Genomic DNA, 15752 nt, shown 5'->3' with positions numbered 1-15752 from the left:
GGTGGGCGGCCCGGGGGAGCCCCCCTCCCTTGGTATGCTAAACTCGGGTGTTCGCCCGGAACTCGTCGGGACCTCCAAACCCCCATTTCCCGAAAGGCCACCGTGGATTGGATCCGCGTGCGCGGAGCGCGCGAGCACAACCTCAAGAACCTGAGCCTCGACATCCCGAGGAACGCCCTCGTCGTCCTGACCGGCGTCTCGGGCTCGGGAAAATCGTCGCTCGCCTTCGACACGCTCTACGCTGAGGGCCAGCGCCGCTACGTCGAATCGCTCTCCGCCTACGCCCGGCAATTCCTGGGGCAGATGGAGAAGCCCGACGTGGATCAGATCGAGGGCCTCTCGCCCGCGATCTCGATCGAGCAGCGGACCGCGGGCAGCAATCCGCGCTCCACACCGTCACCGAGATCTACGACTACCTGAGGCTCCTCTTCGCGCGAATCGGCGTGCAGCACTGCGTGAACTGCGGCCGGCCGATCCGGAGCCAGACCGTGCAGGAGATGGTCGACGCCCTCCTCGCGACGCGCGCGGGGCAGCGGCTCCAGATCCTCGCCCCCGTCGTGCGCGGCCGGAAAGGCGAATACCGAAAGGAATGGGCGCAGTGGCGGAAGCTCGGCTTCGTGCGCGCGCGCGTGGACGGCGTCTGGAAGGAGCTCGAGGAGGAGCTGACGCTCGACAAGAAGCGGAAACACTCGATCGAGATCCTGGTCGACCGCCTGGCGGCCGAGCCGGAGCGCCGGAGCCGGATTCACGAATCGCTGGAGACGGCGACGCGGCTCGCCGAGGGAATGGCGCTCGTCGTCCATGGGGACGGAAGCGAGGAGACTCTTTCCGCGAGCGCCGTCTGCTCGGTATGCGGGATCTCCTACGAGCCGCTCCAGCCGCGGTCGTTCTCCTTCAATAGTCCCTACGGCGCGTGCAAGGCGTGCGACGGCCTGGGGACGACGCTGGAGATCGATCCCGACCTCGTGATCCCCGACCGCTCGAAGTCGCTTCGCGAGGGGGCGGTTGTTTGGTGGGGCGATCCGGAGGGGACGTGGACGAAGGGGCTGCTCCAGGCATTCGCGAAGCGTCTGGGCATCTCGTTCGACACGCCGTTCGCCAAGCTCCCCGCCGCGGCGCAGCGCGCGATCCTCCACGGCCTGGGCGACGAGAAGCTCCAGTACCGCTTCAAGCTCAAGAGCGGCAAGGTGTGGAAGCACCAGGGGAAATTCCACGGCGTGATCCCGGAGATGATGCGCCGGTACCGGGAGACCAAGTCCGACTCCATCCGATCTCAGATCGAGGCCGCGATGTCCAAGCGCCCCTGCCCGTCCTGCGGCGGGGCGAGACTCCGCCCCGAGGCGCTCGCGGTCCGGATCGGCAAGGAGAACATCGCCGAATGGGCCGCCCAGTCGGTCGAGCGGGCGCTCCAGACGATCCGGGGGCTCTCGCTCGGGCCGCGGGAATCTTCGATCGCCGCGCCGATCGTGAAGGAGCTTCTGGCGCGGCTCCAGTTCCTCCTCGACGTCGGGGTGGGATACCTGACGCTCGAGCGCGCCGCATCGACGCTCTCGGGGGGCGAGGCGCAGCGGATCCGCCTGGCGACCCAGATCGGATCGCGGCTCACCGGGGTCCTCTACATCCTCGACGAGCCGAGCATCGGGCTCCACCCCCGCGACAACCAGAAGCTCCTGGGCACGCTCCTGGCGCTCCGCGACCTCGGCAATTCGGTTCTCGTGGTGGAGCACGACCGGGAGACGATGGAGGCCGCGGACCACATCGTGGACCTGGGTCCCGGCGCGGGCCGCCGCGGCGGCTACCTCGTGGCGCAGGGCACGCTCGAATCCGTCCGGGCAACGCCCGACTCGCTCACCGGCCGGTATCTCGCCGGGGCGAGCGAGATCGCGGTGCCGCGGACGCGGCGCTCCGGAAGCGGGGCGCGGCTCGAGGTGATCGGAGCGCGCCACAACAACCTCAAGTCGATCCACGCCCGGTTCCCTCTGGGCACGTTCGTCTGCGTGACGGGGGTCTCCGGCTCGGGGAAGAGCACCCTCGTGAACGACATTCTCTACAAGGCGCTCGCGAAGCGGCTTCACCTGGCGAAGGAGACCCCGGGACGGCACGACCGGATCGTGGGACTCGACCAGATCGACAAGGTCGTCGCCATCGACCAGTCGCCGATCGGGCGGACGCCGCGCTCCAACCCGGCCACGTACACGGGCGTCTTCGGCCTGATCCGCGACCTCTTCGCGCAGGTCCCGGAAGCGAAGGTGCGCGGGTATTCGGCGGGGCGGTTCAGCTTCAACGTGAAGGGGGGCCGTTGCGAGGCCTGCGCCGGGGACGGGCTCACGAAGATCGAGATGCACTTCCTCCCCGACGTCTACGTCACGTGCGACGTCTGCCGCGGCAAGCGGTACAACCGCGAGACGCTCGAGGTGACATACAAGGGTAAGTCGATCGCCGACGTGCTCGAGATGACGGTCGACGACGCGCTCGAGCTCCTCGGTCCCATCCCGGCGATCCGTCGGAAGCTCGAGACGCTCCAGGGCGTGGGGCTCGGATATGTCCACCTGGGCCAGCCCGCGACGACCCTCTCGGGCGGAGAGGCACAGCGCGTCAAGCTCGCGACCGAGCTCTCCCGGGTCGAGACGGGGCGGACGCTCTACATCCTGGACGAGCCGACCACCGGGCTCCACTTCGAGGACGTCCGGATGCTCCTCGAGGTGCTCGACCGTCTGACGGAGCGGGGAAACACGGTCATCGTCATCGAGCACAACCTCGATGTGATCAAGCGGGCGGACTGGATCCTGGATCTGGGCCCCGAAGGGGGAGAGGCGGGCGGGCGGATCATCGCCGAGGGCCCGCCGGAAGCCGTCGCGGCCGTGTCCGACTCGTTCACCGGCGAGGCGTTGCGCCCGCTCCTCCAGCCGGCCCGCCCACGGCGCCGCACGGCCCAGGCGGCGGTTTGAAATCCCCCGCGAATGTGGTAAGGTAGCGACCGCCTTTCACGCCGCAACTGTCCCAATGGAAAGAGGATGCTCGAAACCGCAACCGCACCGAAGCGGACCCCGTTCCATCCCCGTCACGTAGCCCTTGGGGCGAAGATGGTGCCCTTCGCCGGCCACGAGATGCCGATCCAGTACGAGGGGATCCTGACCGAGCACCGGACCGTGCGCTCTGGCGTCGGGGTCTTCGACGTCTCGCATATGGGCGAGATCCGGCTTCAAGGTCCCGGCGCCGCCGCCTACGCCAACCGCCTCGTCACGAACGAGGCGGGGAATCTTCCGGGTGGAAAGGTCGTCTACACCCCCATGTGCCTGGAGACCGGCGGGATCATCGACGATCTCCTGGTCTACGCCTCGGGTCCGGACCGCCTCCTGGTCGTGAACGCGTCGAATTTCGAGAAGGACATCGCCTGGATCCGCCGGCACGCGCCGGCGGACGTTACCGTCGTCGACGAGAACGCGCAGACCGCGCAGCTCGCGGTGCAGGGTCCCCGGGCGGAGGCGGTCGTGGCGCGCCTCTACGGAGACCGCGCTCGGGCCCTCGGCTTCTACGAGGCGTTCGAGGAGGGCGCGGGGGACGACTGGACGCTCGTCTCGCGGACCGGCTACACCGGCGAGGACGGCTTCGAGATCTATGTCCGGGCTCCGCGCGCCCTCGATCTCTGGGACCGCGTCTTCGAGGCGGGGAAGAGCGAGGGGATCCGCCCGATCGGCCTCGGCGCCCGCGACACGCTCCGTCTCGAGATGGGCTACTGCCTCTACGGAAACGATATCGACGAGACCACGAATCCGCTCGAAGCGGGGCTTGGCTGGACGGTCCGGTGGGAGAAGCAGGATTTCATCGGGTTGGACGCGCTCCGCCGCGTGAAGGAGGCGGGCGTGAATCGGCGCCTCCTGGGCCTGGTCTTGGAAGAAGACCGGATCGCCCGGGCGGGCTGCGAGGTTCGCTTCGACGAGAAGCCGGTCGGCCGCGTGACGAGCGGGTCGATGGGAATCAGCGTGGGGCGGCCGGTCGCGATGGCCTATCTCGCCGGCGACGCGGCGAAGCCCGGGGCCCGCGTCGAGGTCATCACGCGCGGCACGAGCGCCCCCGCGGCCGTGACGTCCCGCCCGATCTACCGCAACGGATCCGTCAAATCGCCGAAACCCAGGAGCCCAAAATGAACGTACCAAAGAGCCTTCACTATACGAAGGAGCATGAGTGGATTCGCGTGGAGGGCGACGAGGTGATCGTCGGCGTGACCGACTACGCCCAGGGAGAGCTGGGGGACGTGATCTTCGTCGAGCTGCCGGCGCCGGGGACCAAGGTAGCCCAGATGAAGGCATTCGGTACGATCGACGCCGTGAAGACCGTGAGCGATCTCTTCGCGCCGGTGGGCGGCGAGGTGACGGCGGTGAACACCGAGCTGAAGGAGAATCCGGCTCTCGTGAACCAGTCGCCCTACGACAAGGGCTGGATGGTCCGGATCCGCGTGGCGAACCCGAAGGAGATCGACACGCTCCTGAACGCGGGCGCCTATGAGAAGCACCTGGGGGCGCACGCGTGAGTTTCGTCGGACGGAGCGACGCCGAGCGCCGCCAGATGCTGGAGCGGATCGGCGCGCCCAACCTCGAATCGCTCTGGGCGTCGATCCCCGAGGAGTTCCGCGTCACGGGACCGCTCCCCCTACCGGCGCCGCTCGCCGAGTACGAGATCGCCCGGAAGTTCGAGCAGTGGGGGGAGCGGAACGCCGACGCGAGCCGCTACGCCTGCTTTCTCGGAGGCGGGATCTACGACCATTTCATCCCCGCCGCCCTCCGCTCGATCATCTCGCGCTCGGAGTTCGCCACCGCCTACACGCCGTATCAGCCCGAGGTCTCGCAGGGAACGCTCCAGGTCATGTTCGAGTACCAGTCGCTGATCCGCGAGCTGACGGGCATGGAGGTGGCCAACGCCTCGATGTACGACGGCGCGACCGCCGCCGCCGAGGCCGCGCACCTGGCCGCCGGCGCGACCGGCCGGACGCGCGTCCTTGTCTCGGCGGGGCTTCACCCGCATTACCGCGAAGTACTGAGAACATACGCGTCGGCCGGCGGATTCACGGTCGAGGACCTTCCGCTCGCGGGAGGGCGCACGTCCGCGGCGTCGATCGCGCGAGCCGAGGGACCGCAGATCGCGGCAGTCATCTGGCCGCAGCCCAACTTCGAGGGAATCGTCGAGGACGGAAAGGTCCTCACGGAGGCCGCGCACGCGGCGGGCGGATACTCGATCGCGGTCGCGGATCCGGTCGCGCTCGCGATCCTCACGCCGCCGGGCGAGGACGGCGCCGACATCGTCGTCGGGGAAGGCCAGCCGATCGGCGTCCCGATGAGCTACGGCGGTCCCCTGGTCGGCTTCTTCGCGATCCGGAAGACCGACGTGAGGCGGCTCCCCGGCCGATTGGCCGGCGCGACGGTCGACCTGGACGGGAAGCGCGGCTACGTGCTCACGCTCCAGACCCGCGAGCAGCACATACGCCGGGAGCGGGCGACATCCAACATCTGCACGAACCAAGGGCTGATGTCGATCGCGAACACGGTCCATTTGGCGCTCCTCGGGGCGCAGGGAATGCGCGACGTGGCGACGCAGTGCTTGGAGCGGGCGCACTACCTGGCGGGACGCCTGGCCGAAATTCCCGGAATCACCCTGGCGAACGGGGACGCCCCCTACTTCCGCGAGTTCGTCGTCCGGCTCCCAGGGAGCGCGGAAGCGTTTGCGCGCGCCGCGCTCGAGCGAAAGATTCTGGCCGGGATTCCGCTGGCACGCTTCGATCGCGCTCGCGGCAAGGATCTTCTCGTGGCGGTCACGGAAAAGCGGAGCCGGGAAGAGCTCGACCGTTACGTCGAGACCGCGGCCCAGTGGGCGAGGACCGCGGCGGCGAAGGCCCCGGCGGAGGCGGCGTGTCGGAGCTGACCTTGAGGGAGCTCTCGGTTCCTGGGCACCGCGGCCCGCGGCTCATGCCGCTCGACGTGCCCGCGCAGGGAGCCGAGCGCGTGATCCCCAAGGATCGCCTGCGGCGCGCGGCCCCCGCCCTTGCCGAGGTGTCCGAGCCGGTCGCGGTCCGCCACTTCGTGAACCTCTCGACGCTCAACCACCACATCGACAAAGCGATCTATCCGCTCGGCTCCTGCACCATGAAGTACAACCCGAAGCTAAACGATGAAGTGGCCCGTATTGCGGGATTTGCAATGCTGCATCCGTTGCAGCCGGAGGAGACCTCGCAGGGAGCGATGGCGGTCATCTGGGAGCTTCAAGATTGGCTCAAGACGGTGATGGGGATGCCCGCGATCACGACGCAGCCGGTGGCCGGGGCGCAATGCGAGCTCACGGCGATCCTCATGACGCGCGCCTACCACCGCGATCGGGGAGACGCCCGCGAAGAGGTCATCGTCCCCGATTCGGCCCATGGCACGAACCCCTCGACGGTGCACCAGGTCGGCTATCGGGTCGTGACCGTCCCTTCGGGGCCGGACGGGCGCGTGGAGATGGACGCGCTGCGGAACGCGATCACCAAGAAGACGGCCGCGATGATGCTCACCAACCCGAACACCTTGGGGATTTTCGAGACGCACGTCGGGGAGATCGCGCGCCTGGTTCACGAAGCGGGAGCGCTCCTCTACCTGGACGGCGCGAACCTCAATGCGATGGTGGGCCTCGCGAACCCCGGCGCGATGGGGTTCGATTTCGCCCACATCAACCTCCACAAGACGTTCTCGACGCCCCACGGAACGGGCGGCCCCGGCGGCGGGGTTCTATGCACCCGGCAGGAGCTGGAGCCTTATCTCCCGCTCCCCGTGCTCGAGAAGAATGGTGAGCGCTACAGCTGGAGCTACGAGCGGCCCCGATCGATCGGCCGGGTCCACTCGCATTACGGCAATTTCGGCATCCTCCTCCGCGCGCTCTGCTACATGCGGACGCTGGGCGGGACGGGGATTTCCGAGGTGAGCCGCGAGGCGATCCTGAACGCGAACTATCTCAAGGCGCGCCTCGTGGAGGCCTACGCGCCCTCGCACCCCGGGTACTGCATGCACGAGTTCGTCCTCTCGGCGAGCCGGCAGAAGGCGCGGGGCGTGAAGGCGCTCGACGTGGCGAAGCGGCTGCTCGATTTCGGCATGCACGCCCCGACGACCTACTTCCCGCTCATCGTGGACGAGGCGCTCATGATCGAGCCGACGGAGACGGAGACGAAGGCGAGCCTCGATTCGTTCGCCGAGGCAATGCTCACGATCGACCGGGAGACGATCGAGGACCCGGCTCGGGTCAAGGCCGCTCCCACGAAGACGCCGGTACGCCGCCTCGACGAGGCCCGCGCCGCGCGGAGACTGGAGCTCAGCTGGCAGGACACGGAGGCTCATGGCGGAGCCGCATGAGGAGCGGCCGCGCAAGGCAGGGGAGCTGAGCTGGACCGCCTGGCCGGCGCGTGAGCGTCCCCTCGCCGCCGCGGTGCTGATCGTGGCCGCGGTCGTGCTGGGCATGCTCGTGAAGAAGGGAACCGACGATTCGTTCCTGGGCGTGGCCGCTCCGGGCTTCGTCCTGGCGTCGCTCTCTTCGTTTCTGCTCCCGACGAGCTACCGACTGACGAAGGAGTCGTTGGAGGTGCGCTCGCTCGGGGTCTCGCGCGTGCGTCCGTGGACGGAGATGCGGCGGATGACCGTGGATCGGACCGGCGTGTTCCTGAGCCCATTCGACCGGCGAAACTGGCTGGAAGCCTACCGAGGCGTCCGGCTTCTCTTTGGAGGAAATCGCGATCAAGTGGTGGCGTTCGTCGAAGCCCGTATCGGGCGAGGTGCCGCGGAAGCCTAGGCGGCCTGATCCGCCCGCGGGCTCCGACCCGGCTCGGGACGGCGGGCGCTCTCCGGAAGACGAGCGTCTCTTGGAGCGGCTGGCCGAGTTCGCGGTGTCGCGCCGGATGACGGTTCCGGCGATCCTGTTTCTCGAAAGCGTGAAGCCGCTCTCCTTCCTGGGGAGCCAGGCGCTCTACTTTTTCGAGCCGATGGTCCGGGCGCTCTTCACGGTCCCGGAATACGAGCGATTCGCGGCGCTCATGGAGCGGCGCGAGAACATCGAGGTACTCTTGGTGAAGATCGAGGACCGGGACGAGAAGGCCAGGCAGGCCGAGCGCGAGCGGAAGGCCGAGGAGCGCGCGGCCCGCGATCAGGCCCGGAAAGGGAAGGATTCTCCGTGACGATCCCAAAGCCTGAAGCGATCAATTCGATACTCGCGACCGACTGCGGGAGCACGACGACGAAGGCGATCCTGATCGAGCGGCGCGGGGACGAATATCGCCTGATCGTTCGCGGCGAGGCGCCGACCACGGTCGAAGCCCCGTTCGAGGATGTGACGCGGGGCGTCCTCAACGCGATCATGGAGGTGGAGGAGCTCGCCGGCCGGAAGATCCTGGACGGCGAGAGGATCATGACCCCCCAGTCCGGAACGCAGGGAGTCGATCTCTACATCTCGACCTCCAGCGCGGGCGGTGGCCTCCAGATGATGGTCTCGGGCGTGGTGAAGAGCATGACCGGGGAGAGCGCCCAGCGCGCCGCGCTCGGCGCCGGGGCGATCGTGATGGACGTGATCGCGAGCAACGACGGCCGCCTGCCGTACCAGAAGATCAAGCGCATCCGCCAACTTCGCCCCGACATGATCCTCCTATCCGGCGGGGTGGACGGAGGGACGACCTCCCACGTCGCGGAGATGGCGGAGCTGCTCGCTGCGGCGGACCCGAAAGCGCGCCTCGGCGCCGGGTACGAGCTGCCGGTGATCTACGCCGGGAACAAGGACGCGCGGAAGATCGTGGAAGAGCGGCTGGCGCACAAGACCGCGCTCAAGATCACCGACAACCTCCGGCCCGTCCTCGAGCGGGAGAACCTGACCCCGGCGCGCGACATGATCCATGACCTGTTCATGGAGCACGTGATGGCGCACGCTCCGGGCTACCGGAAGCTGATGACGTGGTCGCCCGTTCCGATCATGCCCACGCCCGGCGCGGTGGGCCTCATCATCGAGACGATCGCCCGGGACGAGAAGATCAGCGTGATCGGCGTGGACATCGGCGGCGCGACGACCGACGTCTTCTCGGTGTTCCAGAGCGTGTTCAACCGGACGGTCAGCGCCAACCTCGGGATGTCGTACAGCGTTTCGAACGTCCTGGCGGAGGCCGGCCTCCCGAACATCCTGCGCTGGGTGCCGTTCGAGATCAGCGAGCACGATCTCAGAAATCGGATCAAGAACAAGATGATCCGGCCGACGACGATTCCCCAGACCCTGGAAGAGCTGATCATCGAGCAGGCGATCTCCCGGGAGGCGCTGCGCCTCGCCTTCGAGCAGCACAAGATGCTGGCGGTCGGTCTCAAGGGGGTGCAGCAGGAGCGGACGATCTCGGACACCTTCGAGCAGACGGGGAGCGGCGAGACGCTGGTGCGGCTCGACCACCTGGACCTTCTGGTGGGAAGCGGCGGCGTCCTGTCGCACGCGCCGCGCCGGGCCCAGGCGGCGCTCATGCTTCTCGACGCCTTCCTCCCGGAGCACGTGACCGAGCTGGCGGTCGATTCCATCTTCATGATGCCGCAGCTCGGCGTTCTGTCGACCGTGCATCCCAGGGCCGCGAAGCAGGTGTTCGAGAAAGACTGCCTCATCCGTCTCGGCTCGACGGTGGCGCCGGTCGGCCCGGGGAAGGAGGGGGTCACGGCCCTGCGCGCCTCCCTGGAGTTCCCGGACGGACGCCGGGAGACCCTGTCGATCCCGTACGGGTATCTGAAGCTCGTTCCCGTGCCGGAGGGCGAGTCGGTGAAAGCCGTCCTGAATCCCGAGCGGGGGCTCGACGTCGGCGCCGGGAAGGGCCGTGAGCGCGAGGTGGTCTTGAAGGGCGGCGTGGTGGGCGTGATCTTCGATTGTCGGGGTCGCCAGCCGTTCACGCTCCCCGCGGACCGCGATCGCCGCATTTCGAAGCTGGCGGAATGGAATGAGGCGCTCGATGCCTACCCCGTTGCCGCCGTGAAGGTCTGACGCATGGCCCACTCGTACACGCCCGGACTCAAGGTCTCCGCCTTCACGACGCTGCGTCGGGAGAGGAAGCTCCCGCTCGCGGGAACCGTTCTGGTCTCGGTCGGACAGAAGGTCGAGGCCGAGACGATCGTCGCACGGACCGAGCTGCCCGGAAACGTCCAGACCGTGAACGCGGCGAACATCATGGGCGTTCTCCCCGAGGATGTCCCGGACTGCCTCGTGAAGCCGATCGGATCCCCGGTGAAGAAAGGGGAAGCGATCGCGGAAAGCCGCTCCTTCTTCGGGCTCTTCCGGTCGAAGGTCCTGTCGCCCACCGACGGCACGGTGGAGAGCGTCTCCACGGTCACGGGCCAGGCCCTGCTCCGCGAGCCGCCGATTCCGGTCGAGGTCGACGCCTACGTCGACGGGACGGTCGTCGAGGTGCACGAGAGCCAGGGGGTCACCGTCGAGACGCGCGGCACCTTCATCCAGGGGATCTTCGGCATCGGGGGAGAGATCAGCGGGCAGCTGCACGTCTGCGTGGCGGGACCGGGGGAGGCGCTGACCGAGGCGAATCTCGGGAGCGATGTACGGGGGAAGGTCCTCGTGGGGGGATCGCACGTCACGACGAGGGTCCTCAACCGGGCGATCCAGCTCGGCGCGAAGGCCGTGGTCATCGGCGGGTTCGACGACCAGGACCTCCGCGAGTTCCTCGGCTACGACCTGGGCGTGGCGATCACCGGCTCCGAGGAAAAGGGGCTGACGCTCGTCGTCACGGAGGGATTCGGAGAGATTCCGATGGCCGGCCGGACGTTCGAGCTCCTGAAAAGCTGCGAGGGGCGAAAGGTCTCCGTGAGCGGCGCGACGCAGATCCGCGCGGGGGTGCTCAGGCCCGAGATCGTGGCGCCCCGCCTGACGGAGGCGATCCCGGCGGAGGCTCGCGCCGACGGTGCCGAGCCCGAGGGGCTCACGGTCGGGAGCCTGATCCGCGCCATTCGAGAGCCGTACTTCGGGCGCCTCGGGAAGGTCGTGTCCCTGCCGCCCGAGCTCGTCCCTCTCGAGACCGAAGCTAAAGTCCGGGTCCTCGAGGTGGATTTTGGAGACGGCAAACGCACGCTCTTGCCGCGCGCGAACGTGGAGATGATCGAGTCCTAGAGCCTCGGAACGGGCAGATGCCGCTTGACACCCGCGCCGGAGCGCCACTAACGTGATTGGGAACGCCGGACGTAAGACGTAGGGAGGGGTCGAATTCGCGTGCTGGGCGTCGAGCGTGGCAGAGCGGGCGTACACCTCCCGGCGGCCGTTTCAGTCGTGTTTTTCCTCTGTTCTCTCCTGTTGGCCTCCCCCGCAGCCGCCTTCCCGCTCAGAGCAAGGGACACGCCGAACGACGGCGGGGGAAGCATCACCCTCGAATGGACCGCTCCAGCGCCCGTGGCCAAGGAGTGGGTCCTCGTCCGCCGCGAGCGCGGGGGGACCTTCGCGCCGGTGATCACCATCGAGGGGACGGCCCATTCCTTCCGCGACGGCGCCGTCCAGACCGGCGTCTTCTACGAATATCAGCTCGTCGCCCAGCCGACCGACCCTCAGCTCGACTCCGAAGTCTCCGCGCCGACGCGGGCCCTCGCCGCGTGGTTCGACCGGACCAAGCTGAACGTCCTGGTGGTCGCAGGGATCTTCTTTTTTCTCCTCTTCTTCTACATTCGCCAGGCCGAGAGCGGGGTTCGCTGGTCTTTCCGGAAGATCCCCGGGCTCGCCGCGATCGAGGAAGCGATCGGACGAGCGACGGAGATGGGGCGCGGCATCCTCTACGTGCCCGGGGTTCAGGAGATCGACGACATCCAGACCATCGCGAGCATGATCCTCCTGACCAAGGTCGCCCGGATGGCCGCCAAGTACGAGACCAATCTGCTCGTTCCCGCGAACTCGCCGGGCGTCTACACGGTGGCCGAGGAGGTAGTCAAGTCGGCCTACGCGGACGTGGGCCGGTCCGACGCGTACCGGAGCGACCAGGTCCGCTACATCACCTCGGAGCAGTTCGCCTACGTCGCGGCGGTCAACGGCATCATGCTCCGGGAGCGTCCCGCCGCGAATTTCCTTCTCGGCGCCTTCTTCGCGGAATCGCTCCTCCTCGCGGAGACCGGCCACTCGGTCGGGGCCATCCAGATCGCCGGCACCGCCAACGTGCATCAGATGCCGTTCTTCGTCGTCGCCTGCGACTACACGCTGATCGGCGAGGAATATTTCGCGGCCAGCGCTCTCCTCTCGAACGACGCGCGCCTTCTGGGGAGCCTCAAGGCCTCCGACACGGTCAAGATTTTCCTCATCGCGGTCATCGTCGCCGGCTCGCTCCTCCTCACCTTCGGCCAGTCGTGGCTCACCGGCTTCTTCGCCACCCAGTGAGGCGTCCGCGATGAAGCGCGAAGTCCCGATCCTGATCACTCTGGTGTCGGGGATCTTCTGCCTGATCGGTTTCTTCGTGCCGCATCCCTGGATCCACGATCTCTACGGCGACGTGCAGAACTGGGGGATCGTGGTGGTCGGCTGCACGTACGTCCTGGGCGTCGCGAATCTCTTGCGTATCAACCTCCGCCAGGCCCAGCGGAGAGAGGGTGACTGGATCTACAAGATCGTGCTCATCCTCGGCCTTCTGACCACGATGGCGATCGGGTTCTCGGAAGGGAACCACTACTCGGACGTGCATTCACGCTTCCAGTGGATTTACCTCACGTTCTACTCGCCGATGACGTCCACCATGTTCGCGCTCCTGGCGTTCTTCATCGCGTCCGCCGCGTTCCGCGCGTTCCGGATCCGCTCGCCTGAGGCGCTCCTGCTCGCCATCGCGGCGTTCATCCTCATGATCGGCCGCGTTCCGCTCGGCAACGCGATTAGCCATTACATACCGGACGCGGCGGACTGGTTGATGGAGATTCCGCAGAACGCCGCGAAGCGGGGCATTCTGATCGGCGCGGCGCTCGGGGTCATGGCCACCGGCATCCGGGTCATCCTCGGCCTCGAGAAGGCCTACGGCGGCGGAGGGGAAGGAGGCGCGTGAGGGACTTCCTGGCCGGGCTGCGGGCGCTGGACCGCCGATGGATCTTTCTGGCCGTCGGGCTCCTGGTCATCGCCCCGCTCCTCTTCGGCTTTCACCTCGCGCCCGTCGTGCCCAGCCATCGCGCAAAGGGCTTCTACGATGCCATCGAGCGCCTCCCGGAAGGCTCCACGGTGCTGGTCGCCGCGGACTACGATCCCGGGACGAGGGCCGAGAACTATCCCATGCACCTCGCCGCGGCCCGCCAGCTGATGCGGCGGAACATCAAGATCATCGGCGTCGAGCTCTACCCCGCGGGCGTTCCCATCGGCGACGACGTGCTGCGGACCATGGGCGCGGAGCTTGGAAAGAAACTCGGCGTCGACTACGTGAACCTGGGCTACAAGGTCGGGAACGAGCTGGTGATGTCCTCGATGGGCACCAGCATTCCGAAGACGTTCCCGGTGGACAGCCGAGGCGTTCCGGTCTCGAAGATTCCGGTCATGAGGGGGATCGAGAACTTTCAGCAGATCGACATGATCGTGAGCATCAGCGCGGGATATCCGGGGACCAAGGAGTGGGTGCAGCAGGTGGTGTCCCGCTTTCACGTGCCGATGATCGCCGGGGTCACCGCCGTGAGCGCGCCCGAGTATTATCCCTACCTCCAGGCCGGACAGCTCCAGGGGCTGCTGGGGGGCATGGCCGGCGCCGCGGAGTACGAAGCTCTCGTGGGGAAGCCCGCGCTCGCCACGAGGGGGATGGACGCCCAGTCCCTGGCCCACGTGTTCATCGCGTTCATGATCATCCTGGGCAACATCGCGTTTCTCGGGCAGCGGAAGCCCGCGAAGGGATAGGAGAGCCATGCATCTGAGCTCGGACATCGGAGTCTGGATCGGGGCCTTCCTCACGCTCGGGATTTTCAGCTTTCTCTACAAGGACAACCCCGTATACAAGTTCTGCGAGCATCTCTTCGTCGGGATCTCGGCCGGCTATTACGTCGTGCTCACGATGATCTCGTCCGTCTATCCCAACATGATTCAGCCTCTCTTCACGAACTTCACGCACGATCGGAACTACTTCCTGCTCATCCCGCTCGCGCTCGGCATCATGCTCTTCTCGCGCTTCTTCCCGCGCGGCGACTGGCTCTCCCGCTGGCCGATCGCCTTCATCCTGGGCGTCTACCCGGCGCTTCGGATCACCGGGTTCGCTCAGGGGGATCTCGTGGAGCAGGTGCACGGAACGATGCTTCCGCTCTGGGTCCCGGGAGACGCCGGAACGACGATTAACAACTGGCTCCTCGTCGGAGGTCTCCTCACCACGCTCATCTTCTTCTTCTTCTCGAAGGAGCACAAAGGCGCGCTCGGCGGGAGCGCTCGCGTCGGGATCTACTTTTTGATGATCAGCTTCGGAGCTTCCTACGGCTACACGGTCATGGCACGGGTCTCGCTGCTCATCGGACGGGTGATGTTCCTTCTCGACGATTGGCTGGGCCTGCTTCGGTTCTGAGGCCGTGGCCATGTCCGGCCGACCTTCCGTCCACTACCTTCCCCACCGCGCCGGCTCGGGCGCCGATCAGATGGCGATCGACGGCGCGCTTCTCGAATGGGCCGCGTCGGGACCGTCGCGCGCCGTCTTCCGCACGTATGCCTGGTCGCGGCCGACCTTGAGCCTGGGAAGGGCGGAGCCGTATCCCTCGGGGTGGGACGTGGCGGCGGTTGAAGCCGCGGAGCTGGACGTCGTGCGCCGGCCGACGGGCGGGGATGCGGTGCTGCACGACGGGGAGCTCACGTTCGCCGTGGCCGCGAGCCTTCCGGGTCCGTGGGCGCTCCGGCCCCGAGCGTTCGCCGACCTGGTGGCCGAGGCGCTGGCGGAGGCGCTCCGAGAGCTCGCGCTTCCGGCGGAGCGGATCGATCCCGGTGAGGAGCGGGCGGCGGTGGGCCGCCCCGGCGACCAGCCCTGCTTCGCCCGGTCGTCCGCAGGGGAAGTTCGCGTGGGTCCCTACAAGGTCGCGGGGATCGCGTCCCGGTTCACCCGGGGGGCCGCGCTGAGCCACGCCTCGGTGCCGCTCTCTCCGCGCCACCGCGACGTCGCGTCGTTTCGCGCGAACGCGGGGGGCGACCGGGCATTGCTCGAGCGGCACGCGCGCTCCACGACCGAGCTCCTGGGGCGCGACGTCGTGGATTCGCTCCTGGGCGCGCGCGTCGCGGCGGCGCTCTCGGCCCGGCTCCTGGCACCGCTTCGCCCCGCCGTCTTCGCCGAGCTCGGAATCGCGGAGCCGGCGGAAGGATGAGGCGGCCGCGGTTCGACTGGTGGGGGATCACCCTCTACGCGGCCGCCATGGCCTTCGTGGAAACCGCCTGTGTGGTGTCGTTGAAGCGCCTCTACTTCCCCGAAGGGTGGCGGCCGCCGTTCCACGCGATTCCGGCCGACGGGCTCCTGCTCGAGCAGGCGCGCGAGACGGCAACGCTCGTCATGATCGCGGCGGTCGCGTTCCTCGGCCGCCCGGCGTGGCGCGAAGGGGCGGCGCGCTTCCTTTGGATCTTCGGGATCTGGGACCTTCTCTATTACGCGTTCCTGCGATTCCTCACCGGCTTTCCCTCGGGCCTCGGCGACCGCGACATCGTGTTTCTCGTTCCCCACGAGTGGATCTTCCCGGTGTGGGTGCCGTTCGCGTGCTCCATCGGATCGCTCGTCGTGGCCCTGCTGCTCCATCGGAGCGGGACGCGCGAAGGCTAAC

Annotated in this window: 14 protein-coding genes and 1 pseudogene; all 15 read left to right on the top strand. The window is 67.7% G+C overall.

The genetic code is table 11. The features are described from left to right. Nucleotides 1-102: 102 nt before the first annotated feature. The 15 genes and pseudogenes from uvrA (at nucleotide 103) to E6K79_01365 (ending at nucleotide 15751) form a co-directional block, all read left to right on the top strand. Nucleotides 103-2948, top strand: a pseudogene (gene uvrA / locus E6K79_01435) (excinuclease ABC subunit UvrA). Between the two features lie 66 nt (nucleotides 2949-3014). Continuing rightward, nucleotides 3015-4148, top strand: coding sequence for a glycine cleavage system aminomethyltransferase GcvT (gcvT, locus tag E6K79_01430; GenBank protein TMQ66611.1), 1134 nt, complete (start codon nucleotides 3015-3017; stop codon nucleotides 4146-4148). Beyond that, nucleotides 4145-4531, top strand: a complete 387-nt coding sequence (gene gcvH, locus E6K79_01425; GenBank protein TMQ66610.1) for a glycine cleavage system protein GcvH — start codon at nucleotides 4145-4147, stop codon at nucleotides 4529-4531. The genes gcvT and gcvH overlap by 4 nt, the downstream gene beginning before the upstream one ends. Then, entirely contained in the window at nucleotides 4528-5916 is a 1389-nt protein-coding gene (locus tag E6K79_01420) for an aminomethyl-transferring glycine dehydrogenase subunit GcvPA (GenBank protein TMQ66609.1), read from the top strand. Before gcvH ends, E6K79_01420 begins: the two co-directional genes overlap by 4 nt. Next, the gene (locus E6K79_01415) at nucleotides 5904-7373 is read left to right on the top strand and encodes a glycine dehydrogenase subunit 2 (protein ID TMQ66608.1); all 1470 of its coding nucleotides are present in this window, start codon (nucleotides 5904-5906) and stop codon (nucleotides 7371-7373) included. Before E6K79_01420 ends, E6K79_01415 begins: the two co-directional genes overlap by 13 nt. Then, complete coding sequence (locus E6K79_01410; GenBank protein TMQ66607.1) at nucleotides 7357-7806, top strand: hypothetical protein; 450 nt, start codon at nucleotides 7357-7359, stop codon at nucleotides 7804-7806. Before E6K79_01415 ends, E6K79_01410 begins: the two co-directional genes overlap by 17 nt. Next, on the top strand, nucleotides 7790-8188 hold the full coding sequence (locus E6K79_01405) for a hypothetical protein (protein ID TMQ66606.1): 399 nt from the start codon (nucleotides 7790-7792) through the stop codon (nucleotides 8186-8188). The genes E6K79_01410 and E6K79_01405 overlap by 17 nt, the downstream gene beginning before the upstream one ends. A 20-nt stretch (nucleotides 8189-8208) precedes the next feature. Then, entirely contained in the window at nucleotides 8209-10008 is a 1800-nt protein-coding gene (locus E6K79_01400; protein TMQ66786.1) for a methylaspartate mutase, read from the top strand. A gap of 3 nt (nucleotides 10009-10011) precedes the next feature. Then, complete coding sequence (locus E6K79_01395) at nucleotides 10012-11142, top strand: hypothetical protein (protein ID TMQ66605.1); 1131 nt, start codon at nucleotides 10012-10014, stop codon at nucleotides 11140-11142. A gap of 276 nt (nucleotides 11143-11418) precedes the next feature. Next, nucleotides 11419-12387 carry a hypothetical protein gene (locus E6K79_01390; GenBank protein ID TMQ66604.1) on the top strand — a complete coding sequence of 323 codons (969 nt, stop codon included), beginning with the start codon at nucleotides 11419-11421 and terminating at the stop codon, nucleotides 12385-12387. A gap of 10 nt (nucleotides 12388-12397) precedes the next feature. Continuing rightward, entirely contained in the window at nucleotides 12398-13039 is a 642-nt protein-coding gene (locus E6K79_01385) for a hypothetical protein (protein ID TMQ66603.1), read from the top strand. Beyond that, the gene (locus tag E6K79_01380; protein TMQ66602.1) at nucleotides 13036-13869 is read left to right on the top strand and encodes a hypothetical protein; all 834 of its coding nucleotides are present in this window, start codon (nucleotides 13036-13038) and stop codon (nucleotides 13867-13869) included. The genes E6K79_01385 and E6K79_01380 overlap by 4 nt, the downstream gene beginning before the upstream one ends. A gap of 13 nt (nucleotides 13870-13882) precedes the next feature. Continuing rightward, nucleotides 13883-14521 carry a hypothetical protein gene (locus E6K79_01375; GenBank protein TMQ66785.1) on the top strand — a complete coding sequence of 213 codons (639 nt, stop codon included), beginning with the start codon at nucleotides 13883-13885 and terminating at the stop codon, nucleotides 14519-14521. Nucleotides 14522-14531: 10 nt separating this feature from the next. Then, the gene (locus tag E6K79_01370) at nucleotides 14532-15305 is read left to right on the top strand and encodes a lipoate--protein ligase family protein (GenBank protein ID TMQ66601.1); all 774 of its coding nucleotides are present in this window, start codon (nucleotides 14532-14534) and stop codon (nucleotides 15303-15305) included. Next, nucleotides 15302-15751, top strand: a complete 450-nt coding sequence (locus E6K79_01365; GenBank protein TMQ66600.1) for a hypothetical protein — start codon at nucleotides 15302-15304, stop codon at nucleotides 15749-15751. Before E6K79_01370 ends, E6K79_01365 begins: the two co-directional genes overlap by 4 nt. The last annotated feature ends 1 nt before the right edge of the window (nucleotide 15752 follow it).

The sequence above is a fragment of the Candidatus Eisenbacteria bacterium genome, assembly GCA_005893305.1.
GTDB lineage: Bacteria > Eisenbacteria > RBG-16-71-46 > SZUA-252 > SZUA-252 > WS-9.
This window is presented reverse-complemented; position numbering and strand designations above follow the sequence as displayed.

Coding starts and splice junctions, on each gene's coding strand:
- E6K79_01410 (TMQ66607.1), top strand. CDS start 7,357: ATGGCGGAGCCGCATGAGGAGCGGCCGCGCAAGGCAGGGGAGCTGAGC.
- E6K79_01385 (TMQ66603.1), top strand. CDS start 12,398: ATGAAGCGCGAAGTCCCGATCCTGATCACTCTGGTGTCGGGGATCTTC.
- gcvH (TMQ66610.1), top strand. CDS start 4,145: ATGAACGTACCAAAGAGCCTTCACTATACGAAGGAGCATGAGTGGATT.
- E6K79_01370 (TMQ66601.1), top strand. CDS start 14,532: ATGTCCGGCCGACCTTCCGTCCACTACCTTCCCCACCGCGCCGGCTCG.
- gcvT (TMQ66611.1), top strand. CDS start 3,015: ATGCTCGAAACCGCAACCGCACCGAAGCGGACCCCGTTCCATCCCCGT.
- E6K79_01395 (TMQ66605.1), top strand. CDS start 10,012: ATGGCCCACTCGTACACGCCCGGACTCAAGGTCTCCGCCTTCACGACG.
- E6K79_01365 (TMQ66600.1), top strand. CDS start 15,302: ATGAGGCGGCCGCGGTTCGACTGGTGGGGGATCACCCTCTACGCGGCC.